Below are 17681 nucleotides of genomic sequence, written 5' to 3'. Positions count from 1 at the left end.
CACCCTCGGTCCGGTAAGAAAATAAACAGTTGATAGGAAGATGCGGATTTCATTTAGATTAAATACGGTATGGAAGTGAATTGATGGAGGGACCAATCATAACTTGTATAAGTATAGGCGTTTATGCTCATGCACTTACAAGGGGCAATAAATACATCGTAAAAAAAGAAGATGGGGACAAGTATAGAATTATTGGAAACCATGGAAAAGCAGTTTGGATATCAAAAGCTCATTTTATTGAGGGAAATATAGAAGTGCCTTATTTAGAAAGATGGAAGTTTGATGATGATCCAAAGGAGTTTGATTTGGTGGAGGTGACCCTTACTTTTTCGGATGGAAGTGAACGATGGAGTTTGGTGACAACCCCTCAAAAATTGGTAAATAACTTTAAAAAAAGAAATGGAAATACCAGGATTTAATATTAAACATCTTATTATAACGAAAACAATGGACTACGATGATATTGAAAAAATATTAAAATATTTAGAGGCCAATGATGAATTAACAGAAGCAAGCAGAGCGTTGGAATGTTGATCTGGAGAGCAGAGGAACCGCATAACACAATATTCATGCTTCGGGTCATGCAGAGCTCTTGGTCTGCCAGAGAGACTTTGAAGAAGTCAGTTATCAGAAACTCTTTAGCTAAAAACACAATAGAAAGAGGGATAGAAATTACAAAACTAGTTGCAATAATACGAAGAAACCTTTTTACAATTAATATCTTGCCAATAGTTATATTTCATCTAACTTTGTTACCTATTTGGATGTTGATAAATGTTTTTGAAGAATTGTGGATTGTTACTTTCTTTTCTGCAATTGGAACAACCATTATTATTCCTTTTTGTTTAGTAGTTATTAATGGATGGTTCAATAAAGATCATAACAATTATTGCTTTATAGAGAATTGGATATTAATATCAACTTCAACATTATTATCACATGCCCTAAACTACATAAATTGGGGTCTATCTTCTCAAAGTATATTGCAGCCTGATTCAGAAACATTATTAATATTGAAATGGGAAGTTATAATTTCTTTATTGATAGTTTTAATAATGAGTTGTATACAACAGATCGAATTGAATAATACGAAAAAAAGTAGAATAAAGAATATATAGAGGCAACATCTTGGAAGTATTTCGGAAAAAATGAACTTCTGATAACATTAATTCACGCTTCGGTCCGTGTGGTCCTTGATCTGCCAAATGAGATTTATCTCAAAGAGGGATTTCAGCAGACAACCCTTAGGGCTCACAGAAACGTTATCTGAAATACGATTAAATGATTAATTTATTTATAGGAGGCAAAGGCAATGAAACGACTAAATCTAAGTACAATAATTAGTTCCTTCAATATTAGGTTTATCAATTGTTATTAGTGGCTTTTTTATTAGTCACACTGGAGACAAAGAACTGAATAAAGACGGAACAAATCAAAAAGAATATAAACCACTAATGACAATCAAAGAAACAGCTGAATACTTGAATATAACTGAACCCCAAGTAAGAACAATCATATTTAGTGAAGAAACTATATTAAAGACCACTGGTTCTTATTCTGGCAAGATGTTTCCCATTATTAGAATTGGAACTGATATTTATATAAGTACAGATGGGTTAAAAGAATGGTTAAAGGAGTCAACAACACAGAGAACACAATATTACAGAGATTATTCGAAGAACTATGCATCAGATAACAACATATTTACGCTGCGTCATTGACACCCCTTGGTCTACACGAGGTATTTCGTAGAATCGGATCCAGGTAACCAACCCTGCATTGTCTAACCGCATCACGGCCGGGGCTGGCGTCACTTAAGCCAGTGAGGATTCGTGAATACAAGAACGTTATCTACAATTCCCAAAGCCTAAAAGGTATAATAGGAGGAGAGTATCTTGACCACAACTTTCACTAAGATAACTGGAGTTGGTTTTATTATTTTATCAGTATTAAGACTAACCCCCTTTATGAATGCTACTGGAAAATGGTTGTTATATATCTCAATTGCAGCGTTCTTTCTTATACTATATGACTTGCTGGAATTTATTGTTGAAGGCATATGGATAAAGAAAGGATTCATGCTAAGTAAATTTCTATTCAGTTTACGTTCTATATTTCTTGGGTGTGCGGTGATGGCTATAATCGTTTTGCCTAATATAAAGATCAATATTTCTGTCAAAGAAGTTAATACTTTTAGTGACGCCTTTACACTAATTAGCTTAGGTATAGCAATAACACTAATTGGGTTTAAAACCGAAAAAGCACAATCCATTTTGTATAATAGGAGAAGGACAATAGATAATGAGGTCAGAGAATTTCTTGATTCAATTGAAGGGCAAAATATAATTAATGAACACATAGAAAAACTAAGAATAGAAAATACACAACAGATTAATAAATTTGATGCAGATTCTAAGTAGTAGCAACAGCATATAACATAATATTCAAACTGCGGCTCCTAACGGAGCCTTGGTCTGCGGGATGGATTTCGAGGGGAGACATTTCTGATTACAACCCCTTTGGGATTCATGAATACCAAAACGTTATCGGAAAAACACGGGGCTATGCATTGAGGAGAAGGTTAAATGAATATTCAAAAAATTCAAGTAATAGTTTCAATTTTTACAGCAATAGTTACAGTGGGACTTTCGTTTTTGGGTTTTTTATTAAATAAATGGAATAAAAAAAAGGTCCAAATGGATGTAATAAAAGAATACTACAAAGAAGGGGATAGCAATGAGTTGATTCAAGCTAGAAAAAATATACTCAATAGAAAACATATCGCAAACGAGATTTTTGAATATGAAAATAGTGCATATCCATCTATAGTATGTAATTTTTTCAATAAGTGGGGTTTGATGGTTAAATATAGAAACTTACCTTTTTATATTTTTAAGGGATCGTCAGGACATGGAGTAACAAAATGTTATGAAGCATTGAAGAGTTATATTGATAAAAGAAGAGTTGACAATGTTTTGTATGCATTTCATTTTGAGTATCTCTATAAGAAAATAAAAAAACACAATAATCACCAAAGAAAAAAGAAATGGTATTTTATGTGGTTAAAGAAATAATGAAATTAAAAAATCAAAAAAGTACAGCAGTATCTGTAAGAGGCGTGTTCATGTGATAACATCTGATTCACGCGGCGTCGCAGGCTCCTGAGATCTGCTTAGGGGTAGATAACTCCTAGTGGATTTTGTGAATTGGGAAAACGTTATTAGAGATAATTGCTGATAAAAATAGTGTTGAGTTGAATGGTGATGAAAGTATTTTTAAAAAAAATATCAATTATTGTTATAAATTGTGAATTTATTTGCGTTGTTGACGAGAAAATTATGAGGTATTGTTTAGAGATTATTCAAGGAAGTATAAAACTTCCTTTATTGAAATTTCGTTCGACTAGAAAGAATGTTATTACATTAACTTATATAGACCTTTAATAAAATCCATATTAATTGAGTATTGTATAAAGCATGGTTGGATACATGATAAACCGATGCAAATTCTGAGAATAAAGGACGGTAGAAAAATTGTTCGAGAGCTATCATTAAGAGATTATGATTACAATTAAATGTTGGAATTTTCATGCTTTTTCCTGCAATTAGGAGGTTACTGATAAGATAGTTGATTTAGAATTTATAAGCAATTCGAAGGAGAAGATGGTAAAGGGCTGATTTTGTAAGTGAATCGAAGAAGTTGATGTTGTGTTAGTGAGCTCGAAGAAGGTGTTACGTCTGATAACATAATATTCAAGCTGCGGCTCCTGATGGAACCTAGCTCTGTAAAATGAATTTCGGTGAGAGATTTTCAGCAGACAACCCTTCGGGTTCGTGAATACAGAGACATTATATGAATTCAGTCTAAACTAATAAATTCAATAATTAGGAGTTACAAATGATAATAAAGATTAATGGAGCATTTGCTCGGGGAAAACAACGAGAGCTCGGAATCTTCAAAGAATTGTTCCAGGTAGTATGTTATTTGATCCAGAAGAGATTGGTTATGTGCTAAAAAAGCTTTTCCCAGAGGAGGGCTTTGCGCTTGGTTTGCAAGAAAAGGTAGGTAGAGAAGGAATTCAGCTCACAACCCTGCGAGGCTAAGTCCGTCGGACCCGGTCGCGGTGCTCCCTTAGGCCTCTCGGGTCGTTGATACAAGAACGTTATACGCCATTCAAAGAATATTCTTCTTGAGGTAAAATGAAGATAGCAATTCAAAAGGAAATAGATTTGATTATTTCCTATTTACAGAGTTGGATCATATCGTGATTTCTTCTATTTTAGTATATACATAAACATTATGAGCAAAAACAATAAGGGGGACTAACATGACAAATAGAGATAAAATGAATTCTAAGGTAGATGTATATTTAAGTAAAGTGAAAAAGTGGCAGGAAGAAATGGAGAAATTGAGAGTGATCATGCTTGACTGCCAACTGACTGAAGAATTGAAGTGGGGTAAACCTTGCTACACCTTTCAGAATAGTAACATAGTTATAATACAAGGATTTAAAGAACACTGTGCGCTTATGTTTTTCAAAGGTGCCTTGTTAAATGATCCCAATGGTATTTTAATCAAACCTGGGGAGGATACGCAGGCGGGGCGCCAGATTCGGTTCACCCATGTTCGAGAAATCGTTCAGATGGAAACCACTTTGAAGACCTATATTGTTGAAGCCATTGAAGTGGAAAAAGCCAGTTTGAAAGTGGATTTTAAAAAGAATACAGAACTCATATTTCCTGAAGAATTTCAAGATAAATTAGATGAGAATCCTGCCTTGAAAACTGCTTTTGATGCATTGACGCCAGGACGGCAAAGAGCATACGTTATGTATTTTTCTGCACCCAAACAATCTAAAACTCGGGAGTCAAGGGTTGAAAAATGTATGCAGAAAATTCTCAATGGAGAGGGATTAAATGATCGTTAAAAGTAATTCAGGCAAAGGCTAAATAAACGTATCAGAGGCGATAATTATGATAGATTTAGAGTCAGAAAGATTACTTATAAGAAATTTTCGATCTGATGATTGGAATGACCTACATGATTACTTATCAATAGAAGAAGTATTGAAGTATGAACCTGGGGAAGTTTGTAATGAGGAAGATTGTAAGCAGATGACATTGGAACGATCGCAAAGCAATATTTTTATGGCAGTTGTATTAAGAGAAAACAATAAAATGATAGGACACATTTATTTTAATCAAACCGTACCGTTTGAGTTTTTAACATGGGAAATAGGATACATATTCAACCCAAGATACTATGGAAATGGATATGCTACTGAGGCAAGTAGAAGAGTATTGCAATATGGATTTGAAGAGTTAAAGGCTCATCGGATTATTGCGATGTGTAATCCAGAAAACGCTTCATCATGGAGATTATTGGAGCGCTTGTTGATGCGAAAAGAAGGTCACCATATGAAGAAAGCATTTTTTAATAAAACGGAAGAAGGACAACCCATTTGGCATAATGCATATCAATATGCGATTTTAGCAGATGAATGGCAAAGGAACAATGAATAATTTGAAAAAAGGAGCGTGATACCATGAATGAGAAGTCACGGTTACTAGAGGAGTTCAAAGAATGGATCCGTTTTGTTTCTGAGATTCGTGAAATGGATTGGCAAATAACGATTGCTGAAGGTAAATGGTCAGTTCAGGATATCGTAAGTCATATACTACTGTGGGATAAATACTTTTTTGAAGCAGCAATAAGTCCCATATTAAACAATAAACCTCTGACATTAACACGTATTGATTTTGATAAATTTAATCAGGATGCTATTGAATATGGAAAAACAAAAACGAAAGAAGAATTAATTAAATTGACTATTCAGTACCGTAACATGATATTGGAGAGTATAGAAAGTTTTGAAGACGACAAGTTTACTAAAGAATATGCTGACGGGAAGTTTACTGTAATATCATATTTAAGAGATTTTATCTGGCATGATCAACATCACATAAGACAGATTGATGAGCTTAAAAGAAGAGCTATGTGAGTATATAGGCGGGTGAATCATATGGGGGATTATTGGAACAAAAGATTTACTGAAGAAGGGATGATTTGGGGTTGTGAACCAAGTCAAACTGTAACCCAAGCTATAGATTTGTTCAAAAAGAATAATGTACATGATATTTTGGTTCCTGGTGCTGGATATGGAAGAAATACAAAGGCGTTCTCTTCTTATTTTCAGGTTGATGGAATTGAGATATCTAGTTCAGCTATAAATCTAGCAAAAGAATGGGACTTAAAAACGAATTTTATTCAAGAATCGGTATTAGAGTTTAGTACATGCCAAAGATATGATGGAATATATTGTTATGATTTATTGCATTTATTTTTGTTAGAAGACCGAAAAAAACTGATACAGAATTGCGTGAAGCATTTGAAGGAATTGGGAGTAATGTATTTCACATGTTTTTCTAATTGTGATTTTAATAATGGTGTGGGTAGGGAAATTGAAGAAGGAACATACGAATACAAGAAGGGTAAATATGCTCACTTCTTTACTGAAGAAGATTTAAAAGGACATTTTAATGATTTGAATATATTAGAAACGGGTTCCATAAGAGAGACTCTAATATATGCAGAAAAACAACAGAAAAAATATGAATTAAGATATATATTTGTTCAAAAGATTGGATAGCTATTCTAAGAAGCAAGCAACTTCTTCTACATCGTTTTATTGCTTCACTCAGCTCAAGTTGATTTTTTGTGTACTTTTGAACAAAGCAAATACACTGCCGTAAGCCTAATCGCTAGGACAGTGTATTTGTATTTAGAACCTGTATATCCGTTGAAAACTTTTTATTCCTCCCCGGTCGCCACCGGATTCTCCTCATAGCTGATCCAGTCGCTCCAGCTTCCCGGATATAAACGGACCTTACTAAATCCAGCTTCATTCAAGGCGAGTACGTTGGGACAGGCGGATACGCCAGAACCGCAATACACGATAATTTCTGCGTTTGGATCAAGGTCGGCAAAGTGCTGCTGCAATTGTTCCGCATTTTTAAAGCTGCCTTTTTCGTCCAATACTTCTTTCCAAAAGTAATTCACCGCACCGGGGATATGCCCCGCAGCTTGATCTATGGGCTCTTCCAGTCCCAGGTAGCGCGGCCGCTCTCTGGAGTCGATCAGTATAGGTGAAAAACCGATATAGGAGCCAACAGGAGCAGAATCTTCGGATATATGTTGTATTTCTTTCATACTTGTGAGCATTTGTTGCTGAACATTTGCCACAAAGGTCGAGGGAATGCGAATCGGCTGATCTGCCGTAACGGGGAATTTTGCTTCCTTCCAGGCACTGTAGCCTTCTTCCAGTACGTACACCTGCTCATGCCCGAGATAGCGCAGGAGCCACCAGAAGCGGGAAGCCATCATACCGCCTTGGTCATCATAAGCGACGATGCGTGAAGATGCGTTGATCCCGGCACGACTCAGACGTGCGGCAAGTGTATCCGCATCAGGTAATGGATGGCGACCACCATGCTCACCAAGAGGAGCAGTAAGGTCTTCTTCCAAATCGAAGTGAACCGCCCCTGGAATATGGTCTTCATTAAATTGAGTCCGTCCAGCCCCGGCTTGTCCGAGCAGGGAACGGCAGTCAGCAATGATCATGTCCGGCTCATACAATCGGGCCAGCAGCCAGCGTTTGGATACGATGGATTTCATAGAGGATTCCGCCTTCCTTTATTTAACAGTAAATTTAATCCGTTGAGTATGGTTTATGAAAATGGGGTAAATAAGTTAAGAGCTGGCCTTCAGGGGATGCTCAGTGTCGGGCAACTCACTTTGGTGGATGACTTTCTTTTTAAAATCCGCTCCGTATCGGATAAAAATCCATACCCCGAACAGGATGAAAAAGCCTGCACCAAATTGTAAAGTAGACAGCCTTTCCCCGAGCAGCATCCAAGCTAGCAGGGAAGAAATAACGGGCTCGCCGAGTACCGCCATCGACACCGCGGTGGCGTTAATGTATTTGAGCAGCCAGTTAAACAGGTAATGTCCGAACAGCGTAGGCACAATGGCAAGCAGCAGGAACAGTCCCCATTCCCGTGGAGCGTATCCGGTAAAAGGAATAGCATTGACCACATTATACAGCGCAAGTGAGGTGGCTGCGATGGCGAAAACCCAAAAATTATACACAAACGCGCTCAAATGCTCGCGCAGATGCTTGCCCATTAGCATATGGATGGACACGGCTACCATACCCAAGAAGGACAGTGCGTCCCCGAGCAGGGCTTGTCCCGAGACATGGAAGTCTCCAGCTCCGATGGCCAGTGAGCCGATAAAAGCCATACCCATTCCGATGAGCATAGCGCGATTCGTGCCCGTCCGGAAAAACAAAAAAGAACCGAGCATGACAAGGATCGGCTCCAATGTCATAATAACGGTAGAGCTTGCAACGGTGGTCAGTCGCAGTGAGCCCATCCAGAGCAAAAAATGCAGCCCCAGCGCAATACCGGGCCAGAGGATCAGCATCCACTGCTTGCGGGTCAGGCTAAACAGCTCAGTGCGGTACTTCCAGACCAAAGGCAGCATGATCAGATTGGTTAGGTACAAACGGTACATAGCGATGACGGACACCTCGGCTTCAGACCATCTTACGAAGATCGAGGAGAACGAAATAGCGATAATACCTACGATGTACAATAATTCAAAGGAAAACGACGGTTTGTGTGCTTGATTCATGTGGCAGCTCCATCCGTATGGAAGAAAGTAAATACGTCTATGTTCCTTCCAAGCGGTATCTCGAAAAATAGGTTTAATACAGCCCATTATACCGTACCTGACATTCCCGTGGTATTAGGATTTTGCAAAATCCTGAGAATATTATAAACGGGAGCAGGAGGTAGGATTTTAAGTGAGATGCTGCGTAGAACTTTTGCTGCACAAGCTCGTCTATCATAGTGGAGGTGGATTTTATGAAAAAACAAAACACATTTTCAATCATACTACTGACTGTAGTGGCAGTGCTGGCTCTGTCAGCCTGTGGAACGAAACCGCAAACCAATAACACCGCACCTCAAGGGTCAGACCAACCGCAAACGCAACAGCAGCCGCAAGTTAAACCGGAGCCAATCGCTGAGCCGGAGGTTAAAAAAGGCACAGGTGTATACAATGGAGCTGCTGACCCCCATACGGTTGAAATTGAAACCAATGGCGAAGCCCAATCCTTCCAATTGGGGGAGGGACTGGACACGGTAATAGCTGGTCTTAAAGAAGGCGATACAGTAGCGTTTGAATATAACGAGAAAGCAGTAGAGGGCGACGCGACGGCGAAACAACTGACTTTAACGAAAATACAAAAAACAGAGGCTGCAACAGATAGCAGTCAAAACGGAAGTTCCAGTCAAGCAGTAGGCGGGGAACGCTCGAAAACTCAAGCTTTTGAGCTTACCCTTGAAGGAAAAAAGGAAAAGCAGACAGCAACATTGGCAAAAGGAGAGGGATATTCACTGTATGTGTTTGATCCGATGTCCCTGTTTCCCGATCAAAACCGTGTTGCCTTGGCTGTAGATGATAACTATTATGCTGAAATTACAAAGCTGCCCTCCGATTTTAATCTGGATGAGCTTCAAAAAGAAGGCGAAAAGGATCTAGCTTCCATCGGCAAGGTGCAAAAGCTGGACAAAGCATCCGTCCCTCAAGAGCTGACCAGCAGCCGTCTGTTCTTGCAAGTGAGCGGTTCGAAGATCACACAACAATATATTGTTGTAGAAAATAAAACAGGCGGTTTCATCGTGAAAGTGAACATTCCACAAGGTGAACCTGCTGAAGGATTCGAATCCTTCATTTATACATCGCTGGAGAGCCTGCAAGCTAATAAATAACCCTACTTTGGTGTGGGGTGGTCGGCGGCTTACAATTATGAATTTAAGGCAGTCATGCCGCTGAAAATAGTTATTTTAAGGGCTAGGTTAGAGCTATAAGGGTCTAATCTATAATTGCGAGACCTGCACTTTTGTGCTATAAAGGATGAGAGAATAAGATCATTCCGGCTTGCGAAGTCGTATGAAGCGATGAAGGAGTTGTTAGATTTACTATGTCCATCGAAATGAATACACAAGAAGTCATCAACGTGATTAAAAACAGCAAGAAAAAGACGCCTGTTAAAGTATATGTAAAAGGAGCTTTGGCTTCCGCATCTTTTGGCGAGAATGTTCAAGCCTTTATTTCTGGAGACAGTGGTGTTGTATTTGGGGATTGGGCTGATATCAAGCCTGTACTGGATAGCGCAAACGCGAAAGAAGAAGACTATGTGGTGGAAAATGACCGCCGTAACTCTGCTGTTCCTATGCTCGATCTGAAAGGCATCAATGCCCGCATTGAGCCAGGCGCATATATTCGTGATATGGTTGGCATCGGTAACAACGCAGTCATCATGATGGGTGCAGTGATTAACATCGGTGTCACCATTGGTGAAGGCACGATGATTGATATGAATGCTGTGCTGGGCGGTCGTGTTAAAGTAGGTAACATGTGTCACATCGGTGCAGGCGTTGTCCTGGCGGGTGTCATTGAACCACCATCTGCACAGCCAGTTGTAGTAGAAGACGATGTATTGATCGGTGCGAATTCGGTCGTATTGGAAGGCGTGCGAATTGGTAAAGGTGCAGTTGTTGCAGCTGGAGCTGTCGTAACTGAGGATGTGCCTGAATACTCCGTAGTGGCGGGTACACCTGCACGTGTGATCAAACAGGTCGACGATAAGACCAAATCTAAAACTGAGATTTTGAAAGAACTGCGCGTTCTGTAAGAAGGCAAAAGTTTTTTATGTACCAAAGGTGAACGATTCCTTGTCAGAAGCATGATGCACTGACAGCATAACTTAGGGACGAAGCACAACGGACAAGGCTCGGCGGCTGCGCCGGGCTTTTGTCCTTTTGTTCTTTTGCCAGATAAGAGCTGATGAGCTATAAAGAGGAGGCGTAGCGGTAATGAGTACGGTCGACTATCGTTCTTTTGTCCAAATACGAAGAGATTTACACCAAATTCCCGAGCCAGGTTTTGAGGAATACAAAACACAGCAATATTTGCTGGATTATTTGGAAACGCTCCCTCAGGAGCGGTTGGAAATTCGTACATGGCGTACGGGCGTGTTAGTGTTCATTCATGGAACAGCTCCTGAACACCGCTATGGATATCGTTGTGATATGGATGGTTTACCGATTGAAGAAGAGACAGGGTACGATTTTCGTTCGACCCATCCCGGCTATATGCATGCTTGTGGACACGATTTACATATGACGATTGGATTGGGAATTGTTACTCACTTTGCAAGCCATCCGATTAAGGATGACCTGGTTGTGCTGTTTCAACCTGCTGAGGAAGGACCGGGCGGAGCCTTGCCTATGCGGGACAGCATGGAGCTGGCAGACTGGATACCCGATGAAATTGTCGCGCTGCATGTTGCACCTGAATATCCTGTCGGTACAATTGCGACTCGCCCGGGCATCCTATTTGCCAATACGTCGGAGCTTTTCATCGACCTGAAGGGTATGGGCGGGCATGCTGCGTATCCACACAAGGCGAATGATATGGTAGTAGCTGCTTGCCAACTGGTGGGACAATTACAGACGGTTGTAGCCCGTAATGTGAATCCACTCGATGCAGCGGTCATTACCGTGGGTAAGGTTAGCGGAGGCACGAAGCAAAATATTATAGCGGAAACCGCCCGTTTGGAGGGTACGATTCGAACGTTGTCAGCCGATACAATGATGCTGGTTAAATCACGGATTGAAGCGCTGGTACGCGGTGTTGAAGCTGGATTTGAATGCCATGCAGAGATTCACTATGGCTCAAACTATTTGCAAGTGTACAATGAAGCTCAGGTGACCGAGGAATTTATGAACTGGGTCCGTAATCGGCAGGATGTGCAGCTTATTGAATGCGGAGAAGCGATGACCGGAGAAGACTTTGGGTATTTTCTGGAGCGAATTCCCGGTCTGATGTTCTGGCTTGGTGTTGATACGCCTTATGGTTTGCATCATGCGAAGCTGGAGCCTGCGGAGGAAGCGATTGGTGTAGCCATTCGTGTGCTGACAGACTATTTTACATGGAAGTCTCAAGGGTAAATGATACGCCCTGAATAATTATGTTTAATGAAAAGAATGAAATGGAATGAAGTCGAATTTTTGAAGGAGGGTGTTATGGGAGAGCAAACCATCATCCGATTTGAACGGGTGACCAAGCAATATGACAACGATCCCCCAGTGCTGGCGGACGTTAGCTTTGAGATTGAGCGTGGTAAATTTTATACACTGCTGGGTCCTTCCGGCTGTGGTAAAACGACGATTCTGCGTATGATTGCAGGTTTTGCGGAACCGACAGAAGGCTCTATTTATTTGAATGGAAAACTCATTAATCGTGTTCCAGCCAATGAGCGGCAGGTCAATACGGTTTTTCAGGATTATGCGCTATTTCCGCATCTGAATGTGTTTGAAAATGTAGCCTTTGGTCTGCGCATCAAAAAGATGAACAAAAAGGACATTCAGGAGAAGGTGACACAGGCGTTGTCCTTTGTCAATCTGGAAGGCTACGGTGAGCGAGAAATTTCTGAGATGTCCGGGGGACAGCGTCAGCGTGTAGCCATCGCACGGGCTATCGTCAATGAGCCTGATGTTCTGTTGTTGGATGAACCGTTGTCTGCACTGGATTTAAAGCTGCGTACAGAAATGCAGTACATTTTGCGCGAAATGCAGCAGCGCCTTGGAATTACCTTTATTTTCGTTACGCATGATCAGGAGGAAGCGCTGGCCATGTCGGACGAAATTTTTGTCATGAACAAAGGTAAGATTGAGCAGAGTGGTACGCCTAATGATATTTATGATGAGCCGATTAATCGGTTTGTTGCTGATTTCATCGGCGAATCCAATATTGTCCCAGGACGGATGATTGCGGATTACCAAGTGGAATTTAACGGTCGACAGTTTGAATGTGTTGACGGAGGATTACGTCCGAACGAGCCCATTGAAATTGTGATCCGGCCAGAGGACTTGGAGATTACGAGTGTGGCTGAAGGCAAGCTACGTGTAAAAGTGGATACCCAATTGTTCCGAGGTGTTCACTATGAAATAAGCTGCTATGATGATTCGGGTCAGGAGTGGCTCGTGCATTCTACCAAAAAGGCGGAGCTGGGCAGTGAAATCGGTCTGCGATTTGACCCGGAAGCGATCCATGTGATGCGGTTCGGGGAAACAGAGGAAGAATTTGATCGGCGTCTGGAAGCCTATGAAGAGGTGGATCAGCATGTCCGGTAATACAAGAGCAGCGTATCTGCTGCCTTACTATTTATGGATTGTGCTGTTCGTGGCAGCTCCGGTTGTACTTGTGTTTTACTATTCATTATTTGATGTGGATGGTCATCTCACCTTCAACAACTACGCTCAGTTTCTGACACCTGTTTATTTGAGCATGACGCTTAGCTCGTTCTGGTATGCATTTCTGATCACTGTATTTTCACTGTTAGTTGCTTACCCGGCGGCATATTTGCTCACACGCACCAAGCATAAGCAGCTGTGGCTGTTGCTCATTATTTTGCCGACCTGGATTAACTTGCTACTCAAAACGTATGCTTTTATCGGGATCTTTGGTACCTATGGGCCGGTGAATTCGGTGTTAGGTATGGTTGGGTTGGGAGGTCAGCAATTATTGTTTACCAGCTCCAGCTTTGTGTTTGTGTCGGTTTATATTTTTGTGCCTTTTATGATTTTGCCTATCTATAACGCGTTGGAAGGTTTAAACCCTTCATTGCTGGACGCAGCCCGTGATTTGGGAGCCTCCAAGTGGACCGCGTTTCGCAGGGTTATTTTCCCGTTAACGCTTGCGGGTGTGCGATCCGGTTGCATGGCTGTGTTTATTCCAGCGTTGTCGCTGTTTATGATTACCCGCCTGATTGCAGGTAACCGTGTGATTACACTGGGGACGGCGATAGAGCAGCATTTTCTGGTTACTCAGGATTGGGGTATGGGCTCTACGGTTGCCGTGTTCCTGATTTTGGCGATGGGGATCATTATGCTGCTCACCTCTGGAACGAAACGGAGGGTGCGGCATGGTAAATAAAAACCGATTCGGGAATATTTATTTGGTGATTGTTTTTCTCGTGTTGTACGCACCTATTTTGTATTTGATGTACTATTCCTTCAACAGTGGCGGGACGATGCATGAGTTTGAAGGTTTTACACTCCAATATTACAAAGAGGTGTTTGCAGACACCCGTTTGATCATTATTGTCATTAACACCTTGGTGATTGCTTTGCTGTCGTCTGCGTTGGCTACGATTATTGGCATTATGGGGGCGCTGGCTATTCATCAGATGCAGAACCGTCGAGTCAAAAACACGATGCTGTCGCTCAATAATGTATTGATCGTGAACCCGGACGTCATTATTGGCGCTTCCTTCCTCATTTTGTTCACGATGGTCGGGATTAAGCTGGGTTTCTACTCCGTTTTATTATCCCATATTGCATTTAGTGTGCCGATTGCGGTCATTATGATTTTGCCGAGGTTGCAGGAAATGAGTCCATCTCTGGTCGATGCCGCGCGTGATTTGGGTGCCAGCCGAATGGATGTGCTGACCAAGGTGATTCTACCCTTTATCAAGCCAGGGATTTATGCGGGCTTCTTTATGGCGTTAACATACTCGCTGGATGATTTTGCGGTGACCTTTTTTGTGACAGGTAGTGGCTATTCGACCTTATCGGTGGAAATATACTCACGTGCCCGTCAAGGGGTTTCCTTGTCCATCAATGCGCTATCCACGCTCATTTTCCTGTTTACTGTGCTGCTGGTGGTGGGTTACTACTTTATTATGCGCAAGGCGAATCGTAATGGTAAAAAAGAGCCTGCGGCAGAAATGGGGGTGCCTAGATGAAGTCACTTGTGCGCGTGTTTCTGTCCATTTTCATCATCTCGTTTGGTCTGATGGGGGTTGCAGCATGGCTTAATTCCAGTCAAGGCTACTCCGGTGGCAACACACTGACGGTGTATAACTGGGGAGACTACATTGACCCCGAGCTGTTGGAACGGTTTCAGAAGGAGACGGGGATTACTGTCATTTATCAGACCTTTGACTCCAATGAGGCGATGCTGACGAAAATCGAGCAGGGAGGAACTTCGTTTGATGTAGCGGTTCCCTCGGAATATGCTTTGGCTAAAATGAAGCAGGAGCACTTGTTGCTCCCGTTGGACCACAGCAAGCTGCCGAATTTGAAGCATGTGGATTCTCATTTTCTAAGCCTTTCGTTTGACCCGAATAATGAATACTCGGTACCGTATTTTTGGGGTACAGTCGGGATTGTGTTTAACCCGGAGCTGACGAAAGGCATTGATTTTCATAGCTGGAACGGTCTGTGGAATCCAAAGCTACGTAATAACCTACTGTTGGTTGATGGTGCGAGGGAAGTCGTAGGGATGTCACTGAACAGCCTTCACTATTCCTTGAACGATACGAATGAGGCACATTTACAGCAGGCTTTGACGAAGTTGGAGAAATTAGCGCCTAATGTCAAAGCGGTTGTCGGTGACGAGATTAAAATGCTGCTGGCAAACGAGGAAGCTGCTGCCGGGGTTGTATGGTCCGGTGATGCGTCTGAAATCATGGATGAGAACGAGAAGCTCGATTACATCGTGCCAGATGAAGGCTCCAACTTGTGGTTTGATAATATGGTTATTCCAAAAACCGCTACCCATGTGGATGCGGCCCATAAGTTCATCAATTTCATGATGCAGCCCGATGTAGCCGCTCAAAATGCCGAGTTTGTAGGATACTCCACACCCAACGAGGATGGAAAGAAGTTGTTGCCTGAAGATATCTCTGGCGACGAGCGTTTTTACCCTCCGTCCGAAATTACAGATAAGCTGGAAGTATACAACAATCTAGGCAAGCGCATGCTCGCTCATTATAATGAATTGTTCCTGCAATTCAAAATGCATTTAAAGTAGGGGAGTGGCGTTGGGATTAGGGGTTGGTGCTTTAAAGGTCGCTGCGGTGGCGGATGGTGCTTACCATCGCTGTTAAATTCCGATTTTTATGATTGAATATTTAAAGGTGAAAATCGGAATTTAAAGGCGACCGCTCCGCTTGTCCAGCACCATTCCGCCCCCTCCGCTGCACCGTGCTTAAAGGTACGCACCCATTAATCCCTACGCCGATAGCCGGTGGGAGTAGTGGAAGAGCGAAAAGGCCTCTGAGCCACCTGTACGGGTGGCTCAGAGGCCTTTTTTATGTTTACTCACCGCGCAAAGCGGTGAGTATTTTTTTACCCCTGCGTCTCCCACACACGTTAGAGAATTGTGGGACTTTAAGGCGGGCAGTGAGCGAAGCGGGCCATTTGAATCTGGAGAAGCGGTAGTGTTCGCTTTTGCTGTGGGATTCTTACCTATAAATGTTTTATCCAATCCAAGAATCCCCCAGCAACAGCGATCGGAAGATCAAATGGACTGCGTAGCGCCTCCTCCCGCCTTAACTCCCTATAACCCTCTAACAAACCTCTCTATTTTATCCAACCCTTGCTCCAGCACATCCTGCCCGTAAGCATAAGACAAGCGAATGTATCCTTCGCCATAGGAAGAAAAGGCATCTCCAGGTACGACAGCCACTCCATGCTCTTCCAGCAGCTTCAAGGTAAAATCCATAGAGCTTAATCCAAAATGCGCGATGGAAGGGAAAAGGTAAAAGGCTCCCTCGGGTTTCTCCAGCGGGATACCCATGTCTGTCAGCCTTCCATGTACATAATCACGACGCTTGCGGTATTCCTCACGCATCGGAAGTGCATCATCGACACCAGTGGTCAAGGCTTCCAGGGCAGCATATTGGCTAATCGAGCTGGCACAGGTTACGTTGTACTGATGGACTTTGACCATGTGCTGTGTAATTTCAGCGGGTGCAAGTGTAAAACCAATGCGCCATCCCGTCATGGAATGTGATTTGGACAGACCGTTGATGACGATGGTACGCTCCCGCATACCTGGTAGAGCTGCAATGGACACGTGGGGGGTATCGTAAATCAGTTCACTGTATATTTCATCCGAAATGATAAACAGATCACGCTCCTTCAGTAAATCCGCGACCGCTTCCAGTTCTTCACGGCTCATCACTCGTCCGGTTGGATTCGAAGGATATCCGAGAATGATTGCTTTTGTCCGTTCGGTCAGATAAGGCTCCAGCACCTCGGCCGTGAGCTTGAAGCCGCTACTGCGGGTATCGGCAAACACAGGAATGCCGCCTGACAAACGGATCAATGGCTCGTACCCTGGGTAGATCGGGACAGGTAGAACAACTTCATCGCCGGGTGACAAAATCGTGCGTAAAGTAATATCCAGCGCTTCACTGGCTCCATTCGTTACGATAACCTCATCCTGTCCACGGTAATTCAGGCCGTATTTACGAGCTACAAACGTCACTGCGGCTTCTCGTAATTCCGGCAGTCCTGGATTAGGTGTATAGGAGGTGCGTCCTTCGTTAATGGCCCGATGGGCTGCTTCCATAATATGCGCAGGGGTAGGGAAATCCGGCTGTCCGATCGTTAATGACAGGGTTCCGGGTAATGCGGCAACTTTGTTGGCGATTTTGCGGATGCCGCTGATTTGAATGTTTTTAACCTGATCGTTAAGCAAATGCTCCATAGCGTATGTGCCACCTTTTTCTGTATTAGAACAAGTTTACAATAATTTGA

General features: G+C 42.3%; 18 protein-coding genes. 15 read left to right on the top strand and 3 right to left on the bottom strand.

Annotation, left to right across the window (positions count from 1 at the left end; translation table 11 throughout):
- Positions 1 to 83: 83 nt before the first annotated feature.
- From ACM1ND_RS18640 to ACM1ND_RS18605, 8 genes are all read left to right on the top strand, one after another.
- Entirely contained in the window at positions 84 to 419 is a 336-nt protein-coding gene (locus tag ACM1ND_RS18640; protein WP_418026442.1) for a hypothetical protein, read from the top strand.
- A 108-nt stretch (positions 420 to 527) separates the two neighbouring features.
- Positions 528 to 1118, top strand: coding sequence for a hypothetical protein (locus ACM1ND_RS18635; RefSeq protein WP_418026441.1), 591 nt, complete (start codon positions 528 to 530; stop codon positions 1116 to 1118).
- 777 nt (positions 1119 to 1895) lie between these two features.
- Positions 1896 to 2420: a hypothetical protein gene (locus ACM1ND_RS18630; RefSeq protein ID WP_418026440.1), complete on the top strand. Its 525-nt coding sequence runs from the start codon at positions 1896 to 1898 to the stop codon at positions 2418 to 2420.
- A 165-nt stretch (positions 2421 to 2585) separates the two neighbouring features.
- A complete protein-coding gene (locus tag ACM1ND_RS18625; protein ID WP_418026439.1) occupies positions 2586 to 3074 on the top strand; it encodes a hypothetical protein in 489 nt (162 codons plus the stop codon).
- A gap of 1253 nt (positions 3075 to 4327) precedes the next feature.
- Positions 4328 to 4927: a YdeI/OmpD-associated family protein gene (locus ACM1ND_RS18620; protein WP_418026438.1), complete on the top strand. Its 600-nt coding sequence runs from the start codon at positions 4328 to 4330 to the stop codon at positions 4925 to 4927.
- Positions 4928 to 4973: 46 nt separating this feature from the next.
- Positions 4974 to 5522: a GNAT family N-acetyltransferase gene (locus ACM1ND_RS18615; RefSeq protein WP_060628786.1), complete on the top strand. Its 549-nt coding sequence runs from the start codon at positions 4974 to 4976 to the stop codon at positions 5520 to 5522.
- 23 nt (positions 5523 to 5545) lie between these two features.
- Positions 5546 to 6001: a DinB family protein gene (locus ACM1ND_RS18610; RefSeq protein ID WP_418026437.1), complete on the top strand. Its 456-nt coding sequence runs from the start codon at positions 5546 to 5548 to the stop codon at positions 5999 to 6001.
- 21 nt (positions 6002 to 6022) lie between these two features.
- On the top strand, positions 6023 to 6649 hold the full coding sequence (locus ACM1ND_RS18605) for a class I SAM-dependent methyltransferase (protein ID WP_028542547.1): 627 nt from the start codon (positions 6023 to 6025) through the stop codon (positions 6647 to 6649).
- 161 nt (positions 6650 to 6810) lie between these two features.
- On the opposite strand, the gene ACM1ND_RS18600 is transcribed toward ACM1ND_RS18605, so the two are convergent.
- Together ACM1ND_RS18600 and ACM1ND_RS18595 are read right to left on the bottom strand one after the other, a co-directional pair.
- Positions 6811 to 7674 carry a sulfurtransferase gene (locus ACM1ND_RS18600; RefSeq protein WP_013311262.1) on the bottom strand — a complete coding sequence of 288 codons (864 nt, stop codon included), beginning with the start codon at positions 7672 to 7674 and terminating at the stop codon, positions 6811 to 6813.
- 75 nt (positions 7675 to 7749) lie between these two features.
- On the bottom strand, positions 7750 to 8694 hold the full coding sequence (locus ACM1ND_RS18595; protein WP_418026436.1) for a DMT family transporter: 945 nt from the start codon (positions 8692 to 8694) through the stop codon (positions 7750 to 7752).
- Between the two features lie 233 nt (positions 8695 to 8927).
- Here ACM1ND_RS18595 and ACM1ND_RS18590 point away from each other — a divergent pair, with 233 nt between their 5' ends.
- The 7 genes from ACM1ND_RS18590 (at position 8928) to ACM1ND_RS18560 (ending at position 15948) form a co-directional block, all read left to right on the top strand.
- On the top strand, positions 8928 to 9836 hold the full coding sequence (locus ACM1ND_RS18590; RefSeq protein WP_023989589.1) for a hypothetical protein: 909 nt from the start codon (positions 8928 to 8930) through the stop codon (positions 9834 to 9836).
- Between the two features lie 212 nt (positions 9837 to 10048).
- The gene (dapD, locus tag ACM1ND_RS18585; RefSeq protein WP_013311259.1) at positions 10049 to 10762 is read left to right on the top strand and encodes a 2,3,4,5-tetrahydropyridine-2,6-dicarboxylate N-acetyltransferase; all 714 of its coding nucleotides are present in this window, start codon (positions 10049 to 10051) and stop codon (positions 10760 to 10762) included.
- 181 nt (positions 10763 to 10943) lie between these two features.
- Positions 10944 to 12080 carry an N-acetyldiaminopimelate deacetylase gene (locus tag ACM1ND_RS18580; RefSeq protein WP_418026435.1) on the top strand — a complete coding sequence of 379 codons (1137 nt, stop codon included), beginning with the start codon at positions 10944 to 10946 and terminating at the stop codon, positions 12078 to 12080.
- A 75-nt stretch (positions 12081 to 12155) separates the two neighbouring features.
- Complete coding sequence (locus ACM1ND_RS18575) at positions 12156 to 13265, top strand: ABC transporter ATP-binding protein (protein ID WP_028542542.1); 1110 nt, start codon at positions 12156 to 12158, stop codon at positions 13263 to 13265.
- Entirely contained in the window at positions 13255 to 14067 is an 813-nt protein-coding gene (locus ACM1ND_RS18570; protein WP_418026434.1) for an ABC transporter permease, read from the top strand. Before ACM1ND_RS18575 ends, ACM1ND_RS18570 begins: the two co-directional genes overlap by 11 nt.
- Positions 14057 to 14878, top strand: a complete 822-nt coding sequence (locus ACM1ND_RS18565) for an ABC transporter permease (RefSeq protein WP_023989585.1) — start codon at positions 14057 to 14059, stop codon at positions 14876 to 14878. The genes ACM1ND_RS18570 and ACM1ND_RS18565 overlap by 11 nt, the downstream gene beginning before the upstream one ends.
- The gene (locus ACM1ND_RS18560) at positions 14875 to 15948 is read left to right on the top strand and encodes an ABC transporter substrate-binding protein (RefSeq protein ID WP_023989584.1); all 1074 of its coding nucleotides are present in this window, start codon (positions 14875 to 14877) and stop codon (positions 15946 to 15948) included. Before ACM1ND_RS18565 ends, ACM1ND_RS18560 begins: the two co-directional genes overlap by 4 nt.
- A gap of 528 nt (positions 15949 to 16476) precedes the next feature.
- Here ACM1ND_RS18560 and ACM1ND_RS18555 read toward each other — a convergent pair.
- Positions 16477 to 17631, bottom strand: a complete 1155-nt coding sequence (locus tag ACM1ND_RS18555) for an aminotransferase A (protein ID WP_418026433.1) — start codon at positions 17629 to 17631, stop codon at positions 16477 to 16479.
- Between the last annotated feature and the right edge of the window lie 50 nt (positions 17632 to 17681).

Origin of the sequence: Paenibacillus sp. JJ1722 (assembly GCF_048282685.1) — a bacterium.
Lineage (GTDB): Bacteria > Bacillota > Bacilli > Paenibacillales > Paenibacillaceae > Paenibacillus > Paenibacillus polymyxa_B.
This window is presented reverse-complemented; position numbering and strand designations above follow the sequence as displayed.

Bases quoted from the DNA above. Each gene is read 5' to 3' on its own strand.
- ACM1ND_RS18625 (WP_418026439.1), top strand. From the start codon at position 2,586: ATGAATATTCAAAAAATTCAAGTAATAGTTTCAATTTTTACAGCAATA.
- ACM1ND_RS18605 (WP_028542547.1), top strand. From the start codon at position 6,023: ATGGGGGATTATTGGAACAAAAGATTTACTGAAGAAGGGATGATTTGG.
- ACM1ND_RS18580 (WP_418026435.1), top strand. From the start codon at position 10,944: ATGAGTACGGTCGACTATCGTTCTTTTGTCCAAATACGAAGAGATTTA.
- ACM1ND_RS18600 (WP_013311262.1), bottom strand. From the start codon at position 7,674: ATGAAATCCATCGTATCCAAACGCTGGCTGCTGGCCCGATTGTATGAG.
- ACM1ND_RS18590 (WP_023989589.1), top strand. From the start codon at position 8,928: ATGAAAAAACAAAACACATTTTCAATCATACTACTGACTGTAGTGGCA.
- ACM1ND_RS18570 (WP_418026434.1), top strand. From the start codon at position 13,255: ATGTCCGGTAATACAAGAGCAGCGTATCTGCTGCCTTACTATTTATGG.
- ACM1ND_RS18610 (WP_418026437.1), top strand. From the start codon at position 5,546: ATGAATGAGAAGTCACGGTTACTAGAGGAGTTCAAAGAATGGATCCGT.
- ACM1ND_RS18565 (WP_023989585.1), top strand. From the start codon at position 14,057: ATGGTAAATAAAAACCGATTCGGGAATATTTATTTGGTGATTGTTTTT.
- ACM1ND_RS18635 (WP_418026441.1), top strand. From the start codon at position 528: ATGTTGATCTGGAGAGCAGAGGAACCGCATAACACAATATTCATGCTT.
- ACM1ND_RS18595 (WP_418026436.1), bottom strand. From the start codon at position 8,694: ATGAATCAAGCACACAAACCGTCGTTTTCCTTTGAATTATTGTACATC.
- ACM1ND_RS18640 (WP_418026442.1), top strand. From the start codon at position 84: ATGGAGGGACCAATCATAACTTGTATAAGTATAGGCGTTTATGCTCAT.
- dapD (WP_013311259.1), top strand. From the start codon at position 10,049: ATGTCCATCGAAATGAATACACAAGAAGTCATCAACGTGATTAAAAAC.
- ACM1ND_RS18620 (WP_418026438.1), top strand. From the start codon at position 4,328: ATGACAAATAGAGATAAAATGAATTCTAAGGTAGATGTATATTTAAGT.
- ACM1ND_RS18555 (WP_418026433.1), bottom strand. From the start codon at position 17,631: ATGGAGCATTTGCTTAACGATCAGGTTAAAAACATTCAAATCAGCGGC.
- ACM1ND_RS18615 (WP_060628786.1), top strand. From the start codon at position 4,974: ATGATAGATTTAGAGTCAGAAAGATTACTTATAAGAAATTTTCGATCT.
- ACM1ND_RS18575 (WP_028542542.1), top strand. From the start codon at position 12,156: ATGGGAGAGCAAACCATCATCCGATTTGAACGGGTGACCAAGCAATAT.
- ACM1ND_RS18560 (WP_023989584.1), top strand. From the start codon at position 14,875: ATGAAGTCACTTGTGCGCGTGTTTCTGTCCATTTTCATCATCTCGTTT.